The 16,185-nt window shown below is 70.7% G+C and carries 13 protein-coding genes; 3 read left to right on the top strand and 10 right to left on the bottom strand.

The genetic code is table 11. The features are described 5' to 3' along the window. Positions 1-53 precede the first annotated feature (53 nt). On the top strand, positions 54-1,025 hold the full coding sequence (locus JOE59_RS14490; RefSeq protein ID WP_204461521.1) for an aldo/keto reductase: 972 nt from the start codon (positions 54-56) through the stop codon (positions 1,023-1,025). A gap of 118 nt (positions 1,026-1,143) precedes the next feature. Beyond that, positions 1,144-2,781, top strand: a complete 1,638-nt coding sequence (locus JOE59_RS14485) for an alpha/beta hydrolase (RefSeq protein WP_204461516.1) — start codon at positions 1,144-1,146, stop codon at positions 2,779-2,781. 59 nt (positions 2,782-2,840) lie between these two features. Here JOE59_RS14485 and JOE59_RS14480 read toward each other — a convergent pair whose 3' ends face one another. The 10 genes from JOE59_RS14480 to JOE59_RS14435 form a co-directional block, all read right to left on the bottom strand. Beyond that, on the bottom strand, positions 2,841-3,812 hold the full coding sequence (locus tag JOE59_RS14480; RefSeq protein ID WP_204461514.1) for a serine hydrolase domain-containing protein: 972 nt from the start codon (positions 3,810-3,812) through the stop codon (positions 2,841-2,843). Positions 3,813-3,881: 69 nt separating this feature from the next. Continuing rightward, the gene (locus JOE59_RS14475; RefSeq protein WP_204461513.1) at positions 3,882-4,805 is read right to left on the bottom strand and encodes a 2-hydroxyacid dehydrogenase; all 924 of its coding nucleotides are present in this window, start codon (positions 4,803-4,805) and stop codon (positions 3,882-3,884) included. 153 nt (positions 4,806-4,958) lie between these two features. After that, complete coding sequence (locus tag JOE59_RS14470) at positions 4,959-6,398, bottom strand: rhamnulokinase (protein ID WP_204461512.1); 1,440 nt, start codon at positions 6,396-6,398, stop codon at positions 4,959-4,961. Beyond that, positions 6,395-8,431, bottom strand: a complete 2,037-nt coding sequence (locus tag JOE59_RS14465) for a bifunctional aldolase/short-chain dehydrogenase (RefSeq protein WP_204461510.1) — start codon at positions 8,429-8,431, stop codon at positions 6,395-6,397. The genes JOE59_RS14470 and JOE59_RS14465 overlap by 4 nt, the downstream gene beginning before the upstream one ends. 41 nt (positions 8,432-8,472) lie before the next feature. Further along, the gene (gene rhaI / locus JOE59_RS14460; protein WP_204461508.1) at positions 8,473-9,639 is read right to left on the bottom strand and encodes an L-rhamnose isomerase; all 1,167 of its coding nucleotides are present in this window, start codon (positions 9,637-9,639) and stop codon (positions 8,473-8,475) included. A 29-nt stretch (positions 9,640-9,668) separates the two neighbouring features. Then, on the bottom strand, positions 9,669-10,049 hold the full coding sequence (locus JOE59_RS14455) for an L-rhamnose mutarotase (RefSeq protein ID WP_204461505.1): 381 nt from the start codon (positions 10,047-10,049) through the stop codon (positions 9,669-9,671). 188 nt (positions 10,050-10,237) lie between these two features. Beyond that, positions 10,238-11,278, bottom strand: a complete 1,041-nt coding sequence (rhaS, locus tag JOE59_RS14450; protein ID WP_204461503.1) for a rhamnose ABC transporter substrate-binding protein — start codon at positions 11,276-11,278, stop codon at positions 10,238-10,240. Positions 11,279-11,343: 65 nt separating this feature from the next. Beyond that, on the bottom strand, positions 11,344-12,408 hold the full coding sequence (locus JOE59_RS14445) for an ABC transporter permease (protein ID WP_204461502.1): 1,065 nt from the start codon (positions 12,406-12,408) through the stop codon (positions 11,344-11,346). Next, positions 12,408-13,439 (bottom strand): ABC transporter permease, encoded by a 1,032-nt coding sequence (locus JOE59_RS14440; RefSeq protein ID WP_204461501.1) that lies wholly within the window; start codon positions 13,437-13,439, stop codon positions 12,408-12,410. Before JOE59_RS14440 ends, JOE59_RS14445 begins: the two co-directional genes overlap by 1 nt. Further along, the gene (locus JOE59_RS14435; RefSeq protein WP_204461500.1) at positions 13,436-14,962 is read right to left on the bottom strand and encodes a sugar ABC transporter ATP-binding protein; all 1,527 of its coding nucleotides are present in this window, start codon (positions 14,960-14,962) and stop codon (positions 13,436-13,438) included. Before JOE59_RS14435 ends, JOE59_RS14440 begins: the two co-directional genes overlap by 4 nt. Before the next feature lie 167 nt (positions 14,963-15,129). On the opposite strand from JOE59_RS14435, the gene JOE59_RS14430 reads away from it, so the two are divergent. Further along, positions 15,130-16,137 carry a LacI family DNA-binding transcriptional regulator gene (locus JOE59_RS14430; RefSeq protein ID WP_204461499.1) on the top strand — a complete coding sequence of 336 codons (1,008 nt, stop codon included), beginning with the start codon at positions 15,130-15,132 and terminating at the stop codon, positions 16,135-16,137. Positions 16,138-16,185 lie beyond the last annotated feature (48 nt).

Below are 16,185 nucleotides of genomic sequence, written 5' to 3'. Positions count from 1 at the left end.
GGTGTTTCGCCCAGCACCGAGTCCAGCGTCCGAGAACCCTGCGAGGAGCCCACATGACCGAAGCCGCCCAGACCGCCGACCGCGCCCGCATCGGCGCATCCGACCTCGAGATCGCGCCGCTGTCGCTCGGCACGAACGTCTTCGGCTGGACCGCCGATCGCGACGCCACGTTCGCCGTGCTCGACGCGTTCACGGCAGGAGGCGGGAACTTCGTCGACACCGCAGACGGCTACTCCGCGTGGGTGCCCGGCAACACGGGCGGCGACAGCGAGCGCCTCATCGGCGAGTGGATCGCGTCGCGCGGCTCGCGCGATGACGTCGTCATCGCCACGAAGGTGAGCACGCACCCCGACTTCACGGGCCTCTCGGCCGCGAACATCCGGGCGGCGGCGGATGCCTCGCTCCAGCGCCTCGGCACCGATGTCATCGACCTCTACTACGCCCACTTCGACGACGCCGACGTGCCGCTCGAGGAGACCGTCGCGGCGTTCTCATCGCTCGTGGACGCCGGCAAGGTGCGCGCGATCGGCATCTCGAACTACACGGCGGAGCGCATCGACGAGTGGTTCGGGGTGACCGAGGCGAACGGCCTGCACCGGGCGGTCGCCCTGCAGCCGCACTACAACCTCGTCGAGCGCGACTTCGAGACGAACGGCCTGCGCGAGCGCGCCGAGCGCGAGGGGCTCGCGGTCTTCCCGTACTTCTCGCTCGCGAAGGGCTTCCTCGCCGGCAAGTACCGCTCCCCGGCGGATGTCACCGCCGAGGGCGCGAGCGTGCGCGCGGGCGGTGCGGCGCCGTACCTCGGGCAGCGCGGGGACCGGGTGCTCGCCGTGCTCGACGCGGTCGCCGCCGCGCACGGGACATCCGTCGCCTCGGTCTCGCTCGCGTGGCTCCGACAGCAGCCGACGGTCGTCGCGCCCATCGCCAGCGCCCGCAGCGTCGACCAGCTGGGCGACCTGCTCGCGTCGGTCTCGCTCGAGCTCACCGGCGAGGAGCTCGCCGCGCTCGCGGCCGCCTCGGCCTGAGACGAACTCGGCGAACGCGGCGACACGGCTTGCGAAGAGCCGCGTCGCCGCGGTTCGGCGAGTGCGCCGTGCCATGATGCGGTGACGTCGCCGGAACGCGACGCCGGAGGGGGTACGCGTGCACGCTCGCTGGTGGAGGCTCGATCCAGGAGGCGCGCTCATCGGGCTGCTCTTCGCCGCACTCTCGATGACGCCGTCGCTGCTGCCGCGCCCCGCGTTGTTCCAGGGCATCATCACCGCGTTCGCGTTCCTCATCGGGTACGGCATCGGGGTCTTCGCGTGGTGGCTGGTGCGCCGCTTCGTCCACTGGCGGCCGAAGCCCGAGCACCGCCGCATCGCGTGGTGGGTGTACCTGGGCGTCGCCGTGCTGCTCGCGATCGTGCTGGCGTTCGCCTCGGTCGGGTGGCAGAACGAGGTTCGCCGAACGGTCGAGATGCCGGAGATCGACGGGTTCGATGCGCTGATCTTCGTCGTGGGGTTCGCGCCGGTCGTGCTCATCGGCCTCGCACTCGCCCGCGCCGAGCGGCGGCTCGGCGTCCGGATGATCGCCAGGTTCGGTCGGGGTTGGGGCGTGACGGTCGCCACGGCGATCGTCGTCGGTTCGACCGTGGCCGTCGTGGCCGTGCTGATGTTCGGCATCGATCGGCTCTACCTCGCGAACAACGGCCCTGCCGCGCCGTGGGTCACCGAGCCGATGAGCGCCTTCCGCTCGGCGGGCCCCGACTCGGAGGTCGAGTGGGATCTCGTCGGCCGGCACGGCACGGCCTTCCTCGGCGGCGGTCCGAAGGCCGCGGACATCGAGGAGCTCACCGGTCGCCCGGCGCTCGAGCCCGTGCGCGTCTACGTCGGCCAGGCGAACGCGCCGACCGTCGAGGAACGCGCCGCCATCGCCGTGCGCGAGCTGGAGCGCACCGGGGCGTTCGACCGCGACGTGCTCGTGGTCGCCACGACCACCGGGTCGGGATGGCTCGAACCGCAGGCGGTCGACGCCGTGGAGTACCTGCACGGCGGCGACACGGCGATCGTGTCGATGCAGTACGCGTACACGCCGAGCTGGGTCTCGTTCGTCTTCGACCCCGACGCGCCGGTCGCGTCATCGGTCGCCCTGTTCGACGCAGTGAAGGCGAAGTGGGACACGCTGCCCGAAGCGGCCCGACCTCAACTCGTGGTCTACGGCCTGAGCTTGGGCGCCCATGGCGCGCAGGAGTCGTTCGACGACCTCGACGACCTGCGCGCGAACACCGAGGGCGCGCTCCTCGTCGGCAGCCCGAACGGCTCGACGATGTGGCGCACCCTCACCGCGGAGCGCGATGCCGGCAGCCCGCAGTGGCAGCCCGTCGTCGACGGCGGACGCGAGGTGCGGTGGCTGTCGGTGCCCGGCGACTTCCATGCGCTCGGCTCCGATTGGGAGTCACCCCGCGCCGCGTACCTGCAGCACGCGAACGACCCGGTCACCTGGCTCGGCCTCGAACTGCTCTGGGCCGAGCCGGACTGGCTCACCCCCGAGGAGCGCGCCGACGAGGTCAGCGACTCGATGCGCTGGATCCCGGGGGTGACCGCGCTGCAGCTCGTCATCGACATGTTCATGGGCGAGAGCGTGCCCGCCAGTCACGGCCACAACTACGGCGACGTCGTGCTCGACGGCTGGCAGGCGGTCACGGGTGACGGGGAGCTCGACGAGGCCGCGCTCGCGCGCATCCAGGGCGTGCTCGAGGGGTACGCGGAGGTGCAGCCGGTCGGCAGCGTGAGCGAGTAGCGGCGCGCAGATCGTGCGACGGCCTCGGAACCCGGACCCGCTGACCCGTCGTCGACGGCTCAGGCCCCGGCGGCCACCGCGTTGTGCAGTTCGTCGGCGTTCAGGCCGTGGCGGCCGATGCCGCCGCCGACGTTGGTCAGCAGCACGAAGCACACGCCGAGCGAGGGCGTGATCCAGAACTCGGTACCGGCCCAGCCGCCGTGGCCGTAGGTGTCGCTCGCGAGCAGCCCCGACGCCGAGTGCCGCAGGTTCCAGGTGAAGCCCCAGTCCTGGCCGCGGGCGGCGGGGTAGGGCTCGAGCTTCGGCAGCCCGGCCGTGAGCGGGCGCAGCATCGCCGACGCCGTCACGCGCGAGATGAGCGATCCGTCGTCGCGGAGCAGTGCGCTTCCGACGGCGAGCAGGTCGTCAGCACGACCGAGGAGGCCGGCGCCCGGATGCCGCTGAGAGGAGAACCTCGCGTAATCGAGCCCCTGCTCGGCGGCCCCGACCGGATCGTGCGGGCTGGCGTCGGCGTCGAACGTGAAGCCCGTGGCGCCGGCGCGTTCGCCGACCTTCGCGACGGCCCGCTCCCACGGGGCGCCGGATGCCTGCTCGATGAGCGCCGCGACGCCCTCGAATGCGATCGTCGAGTACCGGCTGACGGTGCCCGCGGCGAAGTCGCGTCCGGGCTCGAGCAGTCCCCGACGAAGTCCCTGCGGGTCGTCCATCGCCGGCTCGACGATGCCCGACGTGTGGCTGACCAGGTGGCGCAGGCGCACGACGTCGTCGCGCCCGGCACCGAACTCGGGCACCGCGTCGGCGAGCGGGGTGTCGGGCGTGAGCCGGCCCTGTTCGACCAGGTGCAGGGCGGCGAGCCCGACGATCGGCTTGGTCACGGAGAACAGCGGGTAGTGGTCGTCGACGGATGCCGCGCCGAAGGCGTCGAGCGCCACCGTGCCCTCGCCGGTCGCGATGCCGAGCACGGCCGAGGGCAACGGCCCCTGCTCGACGTTGCGCCTGGCCCAGTCGAAGGCGTGGTCGAAGATCGGCATGGGGATCCTTCCGGTTGTTCGGGTGGTGGGTCGAGGGCGATGGCTGTGGGGTCGCGGCCGGCCGTGCGCTCAGCTGCGCAGCACGACGTTGCGGGGTTCCTCGTCCCGCAGCATCCGCTCGACCTGGTCGCGCACGAGCCGGGCCATGCGTGGCATCATCGCCGTCGAGGCGCCGCCCACGTGCGGCGAGACGAGCACATTCGGCAGCGCGAAGAGCGGATGCCCGTCGGGCAGCGGCTCGGGTTCGGTGACGTCGAGGGCGAACCGCAGCCGGCCGCGCGTGGCGTGGTCGAGGATCGCGTCGGTGTCGGCCACGCGGCCTCGGGCGATGTTCACGACGAGCGCGCCGTCGGGCAGGGCGCTGAGGAAGGCGTCGTCGACGAGTTCCGTCGTGGCCTCCGTCAGCGGGACGCCGACGATCACGATCTCGGCGTCGGGCAGCAGGGCGGGGAGCTCGTCGATGCCGTGGATGCGGCCCCGCTCGTCGTCACGGGCGCGGCTCGCGACGCGCGTGACGTCGACCTCGAACGGCAGCAGGCGATCCTCGATGGCCGTGCCGACGCCGCCGTAGCCGACGATCAGCACGCGGCGGTCGGCGAGGCTCGCGTGCCTGGCCGGCGCCCATCGCCCCTCGCTCGCGGCGCGCACGAAGTCGGGGATGCCGCGCTGGGCTGCCAGCACGAGAGCCAGCGTCAGCTCGGCGGTCGAGGTCTCGTGCACGGATGCCGCGTTCGCGTAGACGTGCCCCGGCGGCAGCGCCGCCGCGACGTCGTCGTACCCGATCGACTGGGATTGCACGAGGCGCGTCGTGACGCCCTCGAGCGCGCCCAGCTTCGCCGACGCGCCCATGTACGGCGGAACGACCAGGTCGAGGTGCTCGGCCGGCGCCGGTCCGGTGAGGTCCCACAGCACGACGTCGACGCCGTCGGGCAGCGGGCCGATCGCATCGCGCAGGGTGGCACCGGGCAGGGACACGAGCAGTCGGTCGGTCATGTTCCGATCCTCTCAGAGCGAGCAGCCGCCTGCGGTGGTGGCAGCAGGGCATCGCGCTCGTCATCCTCGTCGGACTCGGTGTCGCGGTCATCGCGCTGCAGCAGCTCGCGCACGCGCACTGATCTGCGCCCGAGCCGCCCGGCGCGCCGCAGCTCAGCGGCCGACGGGCTCGTATCGGCGCGGCGCGAACGCCTGCGCCACGAGTGCGCGCAGCGCCTCGAGGTCGCCGTCGACGAAGCCCTGCGCGCGGGCCTGCACGAGCACGTTGCCGATCGCGGTCGCCTCGACGGGGCCCGCGAGCACGGGGAGCCCGGCGCGGTCGGCGGTGCGCTGGCAGAGCAGCTCGTTGAGCGACCCGCCGCCGACCACGTGGATCGTCTCGACGTCGACGCCCGAGAGCACCGAGGCGGTGCGCACGGCGCCGGCGAACGCCTCGGCGAGGCTCTCGACGATCGAGCGGGTGAACTCCGCCCGGCTGGCGGGCGCGGCGACGCCTCGTTCGGCGCACCACTCGGCGATGCGGCCGGGAAGGTCGCCGGGCGAGAGGAAGCGCGGGTCGTCGGCATCGAAGACGGCGACGGGCCCGGTGACGGATGCCGCGGCCGCGAGCAGCTCGGAGAGGTCGATGCGCTCGCCGTCGCGCTCCCACCAGCGCACCGACTCCGACAGCAGCCAGAGCCCCATGACGTTGTGCAGGAACCGCACGCGCCCGTCGACGCCGCCCTCGTTCGTGAAGTTCGCCTCGCGCGCGGCATCCGTCGTCACCGGCTGCTCGAGTTCGACGCCGACGAGCCCCCACGTTCCGCACGAGATGTAGGCGGCGGACTCGGCGCGCATCGGCACCGCGACGACCGCCGAGGCGGTGTCGTGCGAGCCGACGGCGACGACCTCGATGCCCGAGGGGGCGCCGAGCTCGGCGGCGACGGCGGCGCGCAGCGGGCCGAACGACTCGCCGGGGCTCACGAGGGGTGCGAAGACGGATGCCGGGAGCCCGAGCCGCTCGATGAGCTCGTCGTCCCACTCGCCCGACGCGACGCCCACGAGTCCCGTCGTCGAGGCGTTCGTGCGCTCGGCGAGGCGCGAGCCGGTGAGCTGGAACCCGACGAGGTCGGGCATGAGGAGGAGCGAGTCGGCGACGCCGAGCCATCCGCTCTCCCGCTCGGCGGCGAGTTGGTACAGGGTGTTGAACGGCAGGAACTGCAGGCCGTTGCGACGGTAGAGCTCGTCGAACGGCACGATGCCGTGCACGGCATCGACGCCCCGGTCGTTCCGCTCGTCGCGGTAGTGGAACGGCTCGCCGAGCATGCGGTCGCCCCGGAGGAGGCCGTAGTCGACCGCCCACGAGTCGACGCCGATCGAGGCGGCCGAGGGGTCTCGCCGGAACGCCTCGGCGAGGCCCGCGGTCAGGTCGCGGGTGAGGCCCGTGAAGTCCCAGTGCAGCCCCGAGGCGAGGCGCACCGGGCCGTTCGGGAACCGTGCGACGTGATCGAGCGCGAGCGTGCCGGCACGGCCGTCGACGTGGCCGAGGATGACGCGTCCGCTCGTCGCCCCGAGGTCGACGGCCGCGACGGTGCCCGCGCTCGTGCCGCTCATCGCAGGAAGGCTGCCGCGACGCCCGCGTCGACGGGGATGTGCAGGCCGGTGGTGTGGCTGAGCTCGGGTCCGGTGAGCACGATGACCGCGTTCGCGACGTGCTCGGGGAGCACCTCGCGCTTGAGGATCGTGCGCTGGGCGTAGAACTTGCCGAGGTCCTGCTCCTCGATGCCGTAGGTCTTCGCGCGGTTCGCGCCCCAGCCGCTCGCGAAGATGCCGGAGCCGCGCACGACGCCGTCGGGGTTGATGCCGTTGACCTTGATGCCGTACTCGCCGAGTTCGACGGCGAGGAGGCGCACCTGGTGGGCCTGGTCGGCCTTCGTCGCCGAGTAGGCGATGTTGTTCGGACCCGCGAACACCGAGTTCTTCGACGAGATGTAGATGATGTCGCCGCCGAGGCCCTGGTCGATGAGCACGCGCGCGGCGGCCTTCGACACGAGGAACGAGCCCTTGGCCATGACGTCGTGCTGCAGGTCCCAGTCGGCCTCGGTCGTCTCGAGCAGGGGCTTCGACAGGCTCAGCCCGGCATTGTTCACGACGAGGTCGAGGCCGCCGAAGGCGAGCACGGCGTCGTCGATCGCGCGCTGGATCGCCGAGGCATCCGTCACGTTCGCCTGCACGCCGATCGCGACGTCGGCGTTGCCGAGCTCGGCTGCGGCGGCCTGGGCCTTCTCGAGGTCGAGGTCGGCGATGACGACGCAGGCGCCCTCGGCCGCCAGGCGAGTGGCGATCGCCTTGCCGATGCCGGAGGCCGCGCCCGTCACGAGCGCGATGCGGCCCGCATGGGGCTTCGGCTTCGGCATGCGCTGGAGCTTCGCCTCCTCGAGCGCCCAGTACTCGATCGCGAACTTCTCGGCGTCGCTGATGGGGGAGTAGGTCGAAAGCGCCTCGGCGCCGCGCATCACGTTGATCGCGTTGACGTAGAACTCTCCGGCCACGCGCGCGGTCTGCTTGTTCGCGCCGTAGCTGAACATGCCGACGCCGGGCACGAGCACGATGAGCGGGTCGGCGCCGCGGATGGCGGGGCTCGAGGCATCCGCGTGCGCGTCGTAGTACGCCTGGTACTCGGCGCGGTAGGCCTCGTGCAGCTCCGTCAGGCGCTCGACCGAGTCCTCGATGCTCGCGGAAGCCGGAAGGTCGAGCACCATCGGCTTGACCTTCGTGCGCAGGAAGTGGTCGGGGCAGCTCGTGCCCAGCGCCGCGAGGCGCGGGTGCTCGGCGCGGGAGAGGAAGTCGAGCACCTCGGGGGCGTCGGTGAAGTGGCCGACCATGGGCCGGTCGTGGCTCGCGATGCCGCGGACGGTCGCCGCGAGGGCGGCCGCCTTCGCGCGGCGTTCGGATGCCTCGAGTGGGGCGTAGCCCTCGAGCTCGGCGCCGAACGGCTCGGCCGCGCCGTGCTCGGCGATGTACGCGGCGGCGGTGTCGATGATCCAGAGGGAGTTCGCCTCGGTCTGCTCGGAGGTGTCGCCCCAGGCCGTGATGCCGTGACCGCCGAGGATGCAGCCGATCGCGGCGGGGTTCGCCGCCTTGATCGCGGCGATGTCGAGCCCGAGCTGGAAGCCGGGCCGGCGCCACGGCACCCACACGACCTTGTCGCCGAAGATCTTGGCCGTCAGCTCCTCGCCGTCGGCCGCGGTCGCGATGGCGATGCCGGAGTCGGGGTGCAGGTGGTCGACGTGCGCCGCGTCGACGAGCCCGTGCATGGCCGTGTCGATCGACGGCGCCGCGCCGCCCTTGCCGTGCAGGGTGTAGTCGAACGCGGCGACCATCTCGTCTTCGCGCTCGAGGCCCGGGTAGACGCCCTCGAGCGCGCGCAGCCGGTCGAGGCGCAGCACCGCGAGGCCCTGCTCGGTGAGCGTGCCGAGGTCGCCGCCCGAGCCCTTGACCCACATGAGCTCGACGGGCTCGCCCGTGACCGGGTCGGTCTCGGTGCCCTTGGCCGAGGTGTTGCCGCCCGCGTAGTTCGTGTTCTTCGGGTCGGCGCCGAGGCGGTTCGACCGCGCGATGAGGTCTGCTGCTGCCTGGTTCGTCATGAGGAGGTTCCTTCGGTGGTGCGGAGGGTGGTCGGGGAGGCTCAGGCGCCCCAGCTGGCCTGCACGCCGCCGACGCGGTCGGCCGCGATCTGCTGCAGGTAGCCGGATGCCGCGAAGGCGGCCATGGGGTCGGCGGGCAGGCCCCGCGACTCGCGCCATTCGGCGAGGGCCGGGCGCACGTCGGTGTAGAAGGCGTCCATGAAGATGCGGTTGGCCTCGAGCACGTCGCCCGACAGCTGTGCCGCACGAAGCGCGTCGGTGTCGACGATGAGCGCGCGAGCCGTCATCTCCTGCACGTTCAGCACGGAGCGGATCTGACCTGGCACCTTGTCTTCGACGTTGTGGCACTGGTCGAGCATGAACGCGACGTCGGGGTTGTTCAGGCCGCCGCCGCGGATCACCTCGAAGAGGATGCGGAACAGCTGGTACGGGTCGGCCGCGCCCACGATGAGGTCGTCGTCGGCGTAGAAGCGCGAGTTGAAGTCGAAGCTGCCGAGCTTGCCGAGCCGCAGCAGTTGCATGACGATGAACTCGATGTTCGTGCCGGGGGCGTGGTGGCCGGTGTCGAGGCAGACCATGGCCTTGTCGCCGAGCGCGGCGACCTGGGCGTAGCTCGTACCCCAGTCGGGAACGTCGGTGTGGTAGAACGCCGGCTCGAAGAACTTGTACTCGAGCACGAGGCGCTGCTCGTCGCCGAGGCGGGCGTAGATCTCCTGCAGCGACTCGTGCAGGCGGTCCTGGCGGCCGCGCAGGTCGGCCTGACCGGGGTAGTTCGACCCCTCGGCGAGCCAGATCTTGAGGTCGCGGGAGCCGGTCGAGTGCATGATGTCGATGCACTCGAGGTGGTGGTCGATCGCCTTGCGGCGCACACCGGCGCTTTCGTGGGTGAGGGCGCCGAACTTGTAGTCGTCGTCCTGGAACGTGTTCGAGTTGACCGTGCCGAGCTCGACGCCGTGCTCCTCGGCGTGCGCCCGGAGCGCCGAGTAGTCGTCGACCTTGTCCCACGGGATGTGCAGGGCGACCTTCGGGGCGAGCGCGGTGAACCGGTGCACCTGCGCGGCATCCGCGATCTTCTCGAAGGGGTCGCGAGGAGTGCCCGGCGTCGCGAAGACCTTGAAGCGGGTGCCCGAGTTGCCGAACGCCCAGCTCGGGAGTTCGATGGACTGCTGCTCGAGCTGGCCGAGGACGTCGGTTGGGAGGATGCTCACGATGGCTCTTTCCGGTTTCTGGTGCGTGTTCAGTCGTGCGTCGCGGAGTGCTCGGAGTCGAGCGCGGCGAGTTGGTCTTCGAGGTGGAACACCTCGGGAAGTCGTGGGGCGGACTGGTCGGGGCGTCCGCCGAGGGAGATGAAGAACCCGCCCATGTCGGCCTCCCACGCTGCGGTGCGCGGGTCGAGTTCGAGGGCCGCCTGCGATGCGGCGTCGTCATCGGTCTCGTAGTAGCCGATGAGCAGGCCGTCGGCCCGCAGGAAGAGCGAGTAGTTGCGACGACCGGATGCCTCGATGGCGCGCAGCATGTCGGGCCAGACGGCCTTGTGGCGGCTGCGGTACTCGTCGAGGCGGGCGGGGTCGACCTGCAGTTGGAAGCAGACGCGCTGCGTGGTGTCCGCCTCGCTCATGGCCCGCTCCGTCCTGTGGTGGATCATCGGTTCATCCGGATGAATGAATCGTTTCAATGCTAGGGAAGGGGCACGGATTCCGCAACCGCTCGAAGCGGGGAATCCGGCTCCTCCTCGCTCTCGGCATCGATGCCGGGAACGGGTTGGGGCTCTGCGCGGTGAGACGCCGCGCAGAGCCCCGCGATCGACTAGAAGTCGAAGTCGCCGATGTTCTCCGCGTCGAACACGTAGGGGTCGCCGAGGAGCACGACGCCGTCGGCGCCGACGGTGTACTCGCCGAGCTTGCCCGCGTCGAAGGTGTCACCCTCGGCGCCCGTGATGTCGCCCTCGATGAGCGCCTTCGATGCGAACGCGGCCAGGTAGCCGAGGTCGGCCGGGTTCCACAGCGCGAACGCCGTGACGGTGCCGTCCTCGACGTACTCGCGCATCTGGTTCGGGGTGCCGAGGCCGGTCAGTGCGACCTTGCCCTGGTACTCCGAGGTCTGGAGGTAGCGAGCAGCGGCCGCGATGCCGACGGTGGTCGGCGAGACGATGCCCTTGAGGTTCGGGTGGGTCTGCAGCAGCGCCGCGGTCTTGTCGAACGACGTCTGGTCGTCGTCGTCGCCGTAGACGACCTCGACGAGCTCGATGTCGGGGTGGTTCGCAGCGAGCTCCTCCTTCATCAGGTCGATCCAGGCGTTCTGGTTCGTGGCGTTGGCCGAGGCCGACAGCACGGCGATCTCGCCCGCATCACCGATCTGCTCGGCGATGAGGTCGACCTGCACCTTGGCGATGCCCTCGGAGTCGGCCTGGTTCACGAACAGGTCGCGGCAGTCGGCGTTGGTGTCGGAGTCGAACGTGACGACCTTGACGCCGGCGTCGCGCGCCTCGTTGAGGGCGTCGCAGATCGCCTTGGGGTCGTTCGCGGAGACCGCGATCGCGCCGACGCCCTGCTGGGTGAGGGTGTTGATGTAGCTGACCTGGCCGTCGGGCGTGGCCTCGGCGGGACCGACCTCGGCGAAGGTGCCGCCGAATTCCTCGATGGCCTCCTCGCCACCCGCGTTCGACGTGTCGAAGTAGGGGTTACCGAGGTTCTTCGGCAGGAAGGTGATCGACAGGTTGCCGCCGTCGCCCTCCCCGCCGTCGGAGCCGGAGCCGGAGTCGCCGGCTGCGCAGCCGGTCGCGACGAGGGCGACGCTCACCGCGAGCGCGGCGAGGGCTGCTGCCCGGGTCTTCTTGTGAAACAACATCGTTGTTCGTCCCTTCATATGGATGGCGTCGATGACCTGGTCGCATCGACGGTGGTGCGGTCTGGTTACCCTGCTGTGGAGACCTCGACGCGCGGTTTCCCTCCCGGGGCCTGGCGCCGCGTTCGCAGCCAGGCGAGGAAGCTCGAGGACACCACCGAGATCACGAGCAGTGCCCCGGTGATGATGTTGATGACGTCGGAGGTGACGTTGGCGAGGCGCAGCGCGCTCGCGAGCACCCCGATGAGCAGCACGCCGGCGATGACGCCGTGCAGCGCGCCGCGGCCGCCGAACACGCTGACCCCGCCGAGCACGACGGCGGCGATGACCTGCAGTTCCATGCCGGTCGCGTTGTCGCCGCGGGCGCTGCCGAAGCGCAGCGTGTAGTAGATACCGGCGAGCGCCGAGACGAGGCCCGCGAGCACGAACAGGATGAACTTCGTGCGACCCACGTCGACGCCCGAGAAGGCGGCGGTCTCCTTCGAGAGGCCGATCGCGTAGATGCCGCGACCGAACGGGGTGAAGTGCAGCACCACCGCGAAGATCGCGAGCAGCACGAGGAACGGGATGATCACGAGCGGGATGCCGGTGGCCCCGAGCTTCGCCTTGGCGAGGTCGGTCCAGAACTCGGGGAAGTCGGTGACCGCGGTGGTGCCGAGGAGTCCGACCGCGAGACCGCGGAACAGCGCGAGCGTGCCGATCGTGACGGCGAGCGACGGCAGGCCGACGACCGTGACGAGGAACCCGTTGATCGCACCGCCGACGCCGCCGACGAGGAGGGCGATGAGCGCCGCGATCTCGAACGGCATGCCGCCGTGGGTGAGCACACCGGTGATCACGCTCGAGAGGCCGACGATGCTCGCCACCGACAGGTCGATCTCGCCGGTGATCATGATGAGGGTCATCGGCAGGGCGATGAGGAGGATCGGCGTGACGTCGAGGATCAGGTAGGTCAGCGTGATCGGCTGGCCGAAGCCGCGCACCGTCATCGACGCGACGATCACGACGACGATGAGCAGCGCGATGATGGCCATCTCGCGGGTCAGCAGCACGCGCTTCCACAGCGGCTGGTCGTAGTCGCGGTATTGCCGCACGGATGCCGGAGCGGGCGTGGTCTGGGTGATGCTCGACATCAGCTGTCGTCCCTTGCCTCGATGAGCTTGCGTTTCTGTCGCACCGCGAGCACGCGGTCGAGCACGATGGCGCCGATGATGAGCACGCCGACGACGGCGCGCTGCCAGAAATCGGGGATGCCGAGGATCGGCAGGGCGCGGTTGATCGTGAGCAGGAGCACTGCGCCGATGGCGGCGCCCCAGACCGAGCCGACGCCGCCGACGATCGCGACGCCGCCGATGACGGCGGCCCCCACCGCGTCGAGCTCCCAGCCCGACCCGGCCTGCGAGTTGATCGTGCCGTAGCGCGCCGCGTAGAGCACGCCGCCGAGACCCGCGAGGGCGCCCGAGAGCACGAACGCGGTGAGCAGGCGCCGCGTGACGCGGAGGCCGTAGAGCTCGGCGGCGGCCGGGTCGGAGCCGATCGCGTAGAACTCGCGGCCGCCGCGGGTGTTCTTCATGTACCAGCCGGCGATGATGAGCACGACGAGCGCGATGATCGTGAGGATCGGGATCGTCAGGAACTGCTCGGTGCCGAGCGCGAGGAAGCTCTTCGGCAGGTCGGAGGCGTTGATGCGGTCGCTGCCGGTCCAGAGCACGTTGATGCCGCGGTATGCGTAGAGCGTGCCGAGCGTGATGACCATGGCCGGAACCTTCGCGAACGCGACGAGGGCGCCGTTGATGAGACCGAGCACGCCGCCGAACGCGATCGCGATGACGAAGACCGCGATGATCGGGATGCCCGGAAGGTCGATGAACAGCCGGCCCGTCAGGTAGGCGGTCAGGCCGAGCACCGAGCCGACCGAGAGGTCGACGTTGCGGGTGATGAGCACGATCGCCTGCCCGACCGCCACGAGCACGAGGATCGACGGAGTCAGCAGGAGGTCCCGCCATCCGTCTGCGCTGAAGAGGAAGTTCGGGTTCGCGGCGGTCGCCGCGATGACGACGATGACGAGGGCGAGCAGGATCCCGAGTTCACGGGCCTTGCCGATCGCGCTGAGGCGTCTCGTCACGTTGGAAGTGGGGGTGGGGGTGGTGGTCGCGGTGCTCACGAGTGCTGCTCCTCGGCGTGGGTCGCGGCGAACATGACGTTCTCGGATGTCGCGTCGGCGCGGTCGATCTTGGCCGTGATGCGCCCCTCGCGCATCACGAGCACGCGGTCGGCCATGCCGAGCACCTCGGGCAGTTCGGACGAGATCATGAGGATGCCCATGCCCTGCCCGGCGAGTTCGGAGAGCAGGCGGTGCACCTCGGCCTTCGTGCCGACGTCGATGCCGCGGGTCGGCTCGTCGATGATGAGCACGGTGGGCTCGGTCGCGAGCCACTTGCCGAGCACCACCTTCTGCTGGTTGCCGCCCGAGAGGGTTCCCGCGACCGTGCTGAGCGCGTTCGTCTTGACCTCGAGTCGGCTCGCCCAGACTCGGGCGGCGCGGTTCTCGAAGCCCGAGGTGATGATGCCGAACTTCGCGAGCTGCGAGCGGATGGCGAGGGTCGTGTTGCGCGAGACGCTCGAATCGAGCACGAGGCCCTGCTTGCGGCGGTCCTCGGGAACGAGGGCGAGGCCGAGGCGCATCGCGGCGGTCGGGCTCTTCGCCGGCACCGGCTTGCCGTTCAGGCGCACGGAGCCGGCCTGGTAGTGGTCGACGCCGAAGATCGCACGGGCGACCTCGCTGCGCCCTGCGCCGACGAGGCCCGCGAGGCCGACGATCTCGCCCGCGCGCACGGTGAGGGAGATGTCGTGGAAGACGCCGGCGCTCGTGAGGCCCTCGACCTCGAGCAGCGGTGCGCCGATCGTGGTCTCCTGCTTCGGGAAGAGATCGGTGACGTCGCGGCCGACCATCTGTCGCACGATCTCGTCGACGTTCGTGTCGGAGATGCGGCTCGTGGAGATGTAGGCGCCGTCGCGCATGACGGTGACGGTGTCGCAGAGGTCGAAGACCTCGTCGAAGCGGTGGGAGATGAAGATGAGCGCCCGGCCCTCGTCGCGGAGGCTCCGTGCGATCTGGAAGAGACGGTCGACCTCGACGCCCGAGAGCGCAGCGGTCGGCTCGTCCATGATGAGCACCTTGGCGTCGAGCGAGATGGCCTTGGCGATCTCGATGACCTGCTGGTCGGCGATGGAGAGGCCGTCGGCGGGACGCTCGGGGTCGATCCGCACGCCGAGCCGCTGGAAGAGGCCGTCGACCTCCGCCCGCATGGCCTTGCGGTCGATGCGGCCGAACCGGCCGACGGGCTGGCGGCCCATGAAGACGTTCTCGGTGACCGAGAGGTCGGGGAAGAGGGTCGGCTCCTGGTAGATGACGGCGATGCCCGCGGCCTTCGAGTCGGCCGTGGAGGTGAAGTCCACGTCGGCGCCCTCGAGGCGGAACACGCCGGCGTCGCGGCGATAGAGGCCGGCGACGATCTTCACGAGGGTGGACTTGCCGGCGCCGTTCTCGCCGACGAGGGCGTGGATCGAACCGGCGTCGACCTCGATGGTGCCGGAGCGCAGGGCTACGACGGAGCCGAACGACTTCTGGATGTCGCGAAGTTCGAGCGCCGGAGCGGGCTCGGGAGCGCCGGAGGGAATCGTCATTGATCTGGACCTAAACTGCGGGGGCGGACCCCGCGTGGTTGAATCGTTTTAATTCAGGTGAACGTGAGCAATTTACGGCGACCGCGGAACGATGTCAAGTCGTCGAAACGAGCCGATGGTACGTTTCACTGCAGAGTTCGCCGACGAGCGTGGGAAAGGCTGGGGAGATGGCGGTGAGTGTCCGTGATGTCGCGGCAGCGGCATCCGTATCGGTGGGCACCGTCTCGAACGTGCTGAACCGCCCCGACAAGGTGGCGCCGACCACGGTCGCCCGCGTCACCGCGGCCATCGAGGAGCTCGGCTTCATCCGCAATGACGCGGCTCGGCAGCTCCGTGCAGGGCACAGCCGCTCGATCGGGCTCGTCGTGCTCGACGTGCGCAACCCGTTCTTCACCGACGTCGCCCGCGGCGCCGAAGACCGCGCAGCAGAAGACGGCATGACGATCCTGCTCGGCAACAGCGACGAGAACACCGACCGCGAACGCGCCTACCTCGACCTCTTCGAGGAGCAGCGGGTCGCCGGCGTGCTGATCTCGCCGCTCGCCGACGACCTCCCGCGCCTGCAGCGATTGCGCGATCGCGGCACGACCGTCGTGCTCGTCGACCGCGAGGTGCCCGATCAGAGCTTCTCCTCGGTCTCGGTCGACGACGTGGTCGGCGGCTACCTCGCCGTGCGCCACCTCATCGAGACCGGCCGCACCCGCATCGCATTCGTCGGCGGGCCCGTGGGCATCCGCCAGGTCGCCGATCGCCTGGCGGGCGCGCGTCGCGCCGTCGCGGAATCGACGGGTGCGACGCTCGAGGTCGTCGCGACCGAGTCGCTCACCGTGCTCGCCGGCCGGGCCGCCGCAGCGGGCATCAGGGAGCGCGCGGCATCCGATCGCCCCGATGCGATCTTCGCCGCGAACGACCTGCTCGCCATGGGTGTGCTGCAGGCGCTCATGATGCAGGGCGGCATCGACGTGCCCGGCGAGATCGCCCTCATCGGCTACGACGACATCGACTTCGCATCGGCCGCGGTCGTGCCGCTCTCGTCGATCCGCCAGCCGGCGGCCCTCATCGGCTACACCGCGGTCGACCTCATGCTCAAGGAGGCCGGCGGCGAGTCCGCGCAGGAGCGCGTCGTGTTCCAGCCCGAGCTCGTGGTGCGCGAATCGACCGGCGGTCGCGGCTAGATTCGGGGGCCCGCCCGCCGCCACGTCATACGTGCGGAGGCTTCCTCG

This window comes from Agromyces cerinus (genome assembly GCF_016907835.1).
Taxonomy (GTDB): domain Bacteria; phylum Actinomycetota; class Actinomycetes; order Actinomycetales; family Microbacteriaceae; genus Agromyces; species Agromyces nitratus.
The sequence above is the reverse complement of the archived record's forward strand: the minus strand, read 5'-3'. Positions and strand labels throughout refer to the sequence as shown.